General features: G+C 61.9%; 6 protein-coding genes. 4 read left to right on the plus strand and 2 right to left on the minus strand.

The window, feature by feature from the left end; genetic code table 11:
• Nucleotides 1-86 precede the first annotated feature (86 nt).
• Nucleotides 87-395, plus strand: coding sequence for a type II toxin-antitoxin system RelE/ParE family toxin (locus tag B3873_RS13340; protein ID WP_205703765.1), 309 nt, complete (start codon nucleotides 87-89; stop codon nucleotides 393-395).
• A gap of 8 nt (nucleotides 396-403) precedes the next feature.
• Here the strand turns inward: B3873_RS13340 and B3873_RS13345 are convergent, their stop codons facing one another.
• Together B3873_RS13345 and B3873_RS13350 are read right to left on the minus strand one after the other, a co-directional pair.
• The gene (locus B3873_RS13345) at nucleotides 404-1126 is read right to left on the minus strand and encodes a pseudouridine synthase (protein ID WP_121039103.1); all 723 of its coding nucleotides are present in this window, start codon (nucleotides 1124-1126) and stop codon (nucleotides 404-406) included.
• 1 nt (nucleotide 1127) lies between these two features.
• The gene (locus B3873_RS13350; RefSeq protein ID WP_034350140.1) at nucleotides 1128-1955 is read right to left on the minus strand and encodes an RNA methyltransferase; all 828 of its coding nucleotides are present in this window, start codon (nucleotides 1953-1955) and stop codon (nucleotides 1128-1130) included.
• Nucleotides 1956-2264: 309 nt separating this feature from the next.
• Between B3873_RS13350 and B3873_RS13355 the strand changes: the two genes are divergently transcribed.
• The 3 genes from B3873_RS13355 to B3873_RS13365 all read left to right on the plus strand — a co-directional run bounded on the left by B3873_RS13355 (nucleotide 2265) and on the right by B3873_RS13365 (nucleotide 4468).
• Entirely contained in the window at nucleotides 2265-3062 is a 798-nt protein-coding gene (locus B3873_RS13355) for an inositol monophosphatase family protein (RefSeq protein WP_034334500.1), read from the plus strand.
• 95 nt (nucleotides 3063-3157) lie between these two features.
• Nucleotides 3158-3682 carry a VOC family protein gene (locus B3873_RS13360; protein WP_134221980.1) on the plus strand — a complete coding sequence of 175 codons (525 nt, stop codon included), beginning with the start codon at nucleotides 3158-3160 and terminating at the stop codon, nucleotides 3680-3682.
• A gap of 30 nt (nucleotides 3683-3712) precedes the next feature.
• A complete protein-coding gene (locus tag B3873_RS13365; RefSeq protein WP_286866650.1) occupies nucleotides 3713-4468 on the plus strand; it encodes an alpha/beta fold hydrolase in 756 nt (251 codons plus the stop codon).
• The last annotated feature ends 278 nt before the right edge of the window (nucleotides 4469-4746 follow it).

The raw sequence follows: 4746 nt of genomic DNA on the forward strand, positions 1-4746 counted from the left end.
ACGCCAGCCCTTCCATCGATATCGCCATCGACGACCTCGCCAGTCAACTGCGCGAGCGTATCCGTACCAAAGCTTGATGGTTGAGCATGCGCATCCGCCTGTCTCTGGTCGCGCAACGCGACATTCTCTTCATCTCCGATTATTACGCTGAGCTTTCGTCTGCCTTGGGAGAACGTTTCAACGACGAGCTCACCCACACTCTGCACAACCTGACCCGGCAACCCGGTATGGGCTCACGACGCTATGCCCACCTGCTGCCGGATCGTTCGCTGCGGATGTGGCAGCTGGATCACTTCCCTTATCTTCTGTTTTATCGCGTGCAGGATGAAGTTTTCAGTCTTCTGCGGGTGCTGCACGAGCGGCGCACCATGTCAGCAGAAGCGCTGCGCCACTGAACTGTCGTTCACTCCGCATCCGGCACCAGCAAGGCCATCTGCTCCGCATCCAGATAAGTCCACTCCCCTTCTTCCAGTTCCAACGCCTCCAGCTGCAAGCCGCCGATGGCGGTACGCCGCAAGGCACTGCAATGATTGCCGGCGGCGGCGAGCATGCGCTTGACCTGGTGATACTTGCCCTGCTCCAGCACGATTTCCAGCAGGTTCTCACCCAGTTGGCGGCAACGGGTCGCGGCCAGCGGTGCCGGCTCATCATGCAGTTGCACACCGGCCTTCAGTTGCGCGATCAGGGCCTCGGTCACCGGCTCGGCGGTGGTGGCGGCATACACCTTGGGTACGTGGCGCTTGGGCGAGGACTGCGCGTGAATGAAAGCACCATCATCGGACATCAACAGCAAGCCGGTCGTATCGTGATCCAGCCGGCCCACCGGCTGCACGTCGCGCCAGGTGAACTGTTCCGGCAGCAGCGTCAACACGCCCGGATGGTGGCTGGGCTTGCGCGAGCATTCGATGTTCTGCGGCTTGTTGATGGCGATGTAGACGTGCTCGCGGTATTCCCACTCTTCCTCGAAGATGGTCAGCACCAGGCCGTTCGTATCGGGCGTGGCGCGGTAATCGTCCACCACCTCGCCGTTGATGACGACTTCACCATCCTCAATCAGCTCGCGGCAATATTTACGCGAACCAAAACCCTGCGATTGCAGGATGCGGTCCAGGGTCAGCTTGGCCATGTCAGCCTTCTCCTTGTTCGTTTTGTTCTTGCCGGCCGGCTTTGGCCTGCTTCGGTTCCAGGATCTGGCGGGCGATGCCGCGCAGGATGTTGACCTCTTCGGTCTCCAGCTGGGCGCGCGAGAACATGCGCTTCAGGCGTGGCATCAGCTTCTTGGGATTGTCGGGATTGAGGAAATCGATGGCCACCAGCGCTTGCTCCAGGTGCGCGAACATGCCCTCGATCTCGGCCACGCTGGCACTCTGCCCATGGAAACCCACCTCGCCCGGCGCGCGTGCATCGCCACTGGTCTGCATGGGGCCACCCTGCACTTCCAGCTCGGTCATGCGGCATTCATAAGCCAGCACCTGCACCGCCTGCGACAGGTTCAGCGAGGAATAGTCCGGATTGGCGGGGATATTGAGCAAGGCATTGCACTTCTGCACCACCTCATTGGGCAGGCCAAAACGTTCATTGCCGAACAACAGGGCGGCATTCAAGCCGGTATCACGGGAAAGCTGCCCAGCCAGCTCGCGCGGCGAGACCACCGGCGGCGAGAATTCGCGCAAACGAGCACTGACGGCAGCGGCGAAGTTGCATCCCTGCAACGCTTCTTCCACGCTGCCGACGATGCGTGCATTTTGCAACACATCCAGCGCACCACTGGCGAAGGCAATGGCTTCATCTTCCTTCACCGCGTCCGGAAAGCGCGGATTGACCAGCACCAGCTCCGAAAAGCCCATGGTCTTGATGGCCCGTGCGGCCGAGCCGATGTTGCCGGGACTGCTGGTATTGACCAGCACGAAACGCAAACGGCTGAAAAGAGATTGTCCTGACACTTGCTTGTTCATTTAAAATAGCGGGATTCGCGCCCCAGGATCAGATGTTGGCAAAACGCCAATATTGCAGCAAGGCTGTCAACCCAGGTCGACTTTGTTGACCGACGCCACTGCCCCTGGACTGCCTGGCAAACCCGCAAGCATAACAGCCGCGGGCGGCGCAACGCTCATTAATTTCATCGTCGCACTGGTTTGACTGCCGGGTTTCGCCTGGCCAGCTGTTCCGCATGCTTGTCGCGGAAGGCTGGCTGGTCGGCCATGGCGACGATGAGCAACGCAGCCATCGTCTTCGGTGGCCGCAATTTTAACGGAACCATCGGAATGATCATCCCACCCATGCTCAATACGGCGATCAAGGCAGCCCGCCGCGCCGCTACCATCATCAACCGCGCGTCCTTCGACGTGTCGCTGCTGAAAGTGTCGAAGAAGTCGCACAACGACTTCGTCACCGAGGTGGACAAGGCAGCCGAGGATGCGATCATCGACGTGCTCAAGAACGCCTACCCCGACCACGCCATCCTGGCCGAGGAATCGGGTGCCTCCGACAACCTGCACGATGAAAACGAAAACGTCTGGATCATCGATCCCCTGGACGGCACCACCAACTTCATCCACGGCTTCCCGCAATACTGCGTCTCGATCGCCCTGCAACAGCGCGGCATCATCACCCAGGCCGTGGTTTATGACCCGACCCGCAACGATCTCTTCACCGCCTCCAAGGGCGCAGGTGCCTACCTGAACGAAAAGCGCATCCGCGTGGGCAAGCGCGACAAGATCGCCGATGCCCTGATCGGTACCGGCTTCCCCTTCCGCGATCTGGATGGCCTGAACGAATACGTCAAGATGTTCAAGGTCATGACCGAGCACAGCGCCGGCCTGCGCCGTCCGGGTGCCGCTGCCCTGGACCTGGCCTATGTGGCCGCCGGCCGCCTGGACGGCTTCTTCGAGAAGGGCCTGAAGCCCTGGGACATCGCCGCCGGCTCCCTGCTGGTGACCGAAGCGGGCGGTATCGTGGGCACCTTCAAGGGCGACTCCGACTACCTCTACAAGGGCGACGTCATCGCCGGCAGCCCGAAGATCTTCGCGCAGCAAGTGAACCTGCTGTCTGAATTCGCCTGATTCAGCCGGATCGTTTCTCCTGCAACAAACCGTCTCCTCATTGCGTCCGGCATTGCTGCTATAGTGCGGCTACCGGCGCAGACCGAGGAGACGACATGAACCTTCCTTCCCAGCAAGCCAGCAACGACCAGGCCACTTGCGCGTTGCCACCCGGCTACCACAGCGTCACCCCCTACCTGATCGTCAAGACATCCGCCGAGGCCATCGCCTTCTACCGGCGCGCGTTCGACGCGGCCGAGATCATGCGGCTCGACGGTCCGCACGGCAAGGTCTGGCACGCAGAGATCCAGATCGGCAATGCCCGCGTGATGCTGGCCGACGAACATCCCGAACTCGGTTTCCTCAGCCCCCAGACACTGGGCGGCGCAGGCGTGAGCCTGCTGGTCTACGTGGCGGATGTCGATGCCGTCTTCAGCCAGGCGCTGGCAGCAGGTGCAGTACAGCTGCGCCCCGTTCAGAACCAGTTCTACGGTGATCGCTCAGGCACGCTGCGCGATCCTTTTGGCCATGTATGGTCGATCGCCACGCATATCGAAGACCTCAGCAATGAAGAAATCTGCGCGCGCTCGCGCGAGATGCTGGCGCGCCGCTGCAAGAAGCTGGCCGACGAGAAGAACTGACCCAACCTGACCAACCCTGCACGCATACACATGGCCTTTGCCCTCAGCGACCACCGCAAGATCCACTACCAGATCGAGGGCAACGGCCCGCCCCTGCTCCTGCACCACGGTTTCACCAGCAGCCTGGAAGCCTGGCGCTTCTTCGGCTTCACGGCGGTGCTGCGCGAGCATTTCCAGGTCATCCACTTCGACGCACTGGGCCACGGCCAGAGCGACAAGCCGCATGATCCCGCCGCCTATACCCAGGTGCAGCGCTGCCGCGATGCCCTCGCGGTGCTGGATGCCGCCGGTGTCGAGCGCGCCCATTTCTTCGGTTATTCGCTGGGCGGCTGGGTCGGCTACGGCCTGGTGCGTCATGCGCCGCAGCGCCTGCGCAGCCTCATCCTGGGCGCAGCCCATCCCTATGAAGATCGCAGCTGGGATGGATTCCATGGCATCGACGGACGCGATCCGGAGGCCTTCATCGCCACCTTCGAAGGCCTGCTCGACGAGCAGATCTCGCCGCAGGTGAAGATGCTCATCCGCGCCAACGACCTGGTGGCACTGGCCGCTGCCGCCCAGCAGCCGCGCCCCTCGCAGGAAGACCTGCTGCCCCGCATGGACCTGCCCTGCCTGCTCTTCTGTGGCGATGCCGATGCGCGCCATGCGGCCGTCCAGCGCACGGCGGCGCTGTTGCCGCAGGGTGAATTCGTCAGCTTGCCGGGGGTAACGCACTTCGGCGGGCTGATGCAAAGCGCGCTGGTTTTGCCGCACGTGCTGCGCTTTTTGGCGCAGCAACAAGGATGAGCTGAGCCTCACGCTTCCTCAAAATAAATCCCTTGGTGCGCGGGCTGCGCTGTTATACTGCGGCCTGCGCGGCGTATAGCCAGTCAAGTCCGCGCCCTCCTCAAGTTCCAACCCGTTTGCCTGCGACTGGCGCCCTCACGGGGCCACAGGCCAAACCCAATTTCAGAGTCTCATGTCATTTTCCGCGCTCGGCTTGTCCGACGAAATCGTTCGTGCCGTTTCCGAACAAGGCTATACCTCCCCTACCCCGATTCAGGCTCAAGCCGTTCCCGCCGTAC

Origin of the sequence: Herbaspirillum sp. UBA812 (genome assembly GCF_002296545.1) — a bacterium.
GTDB lineage: Bacteria > Pseudomonadota > Gammaproteobacteria > Burkholderiales > Burkholderiaceae_D > Herbaspirillum > Herbaspirillum huttiense.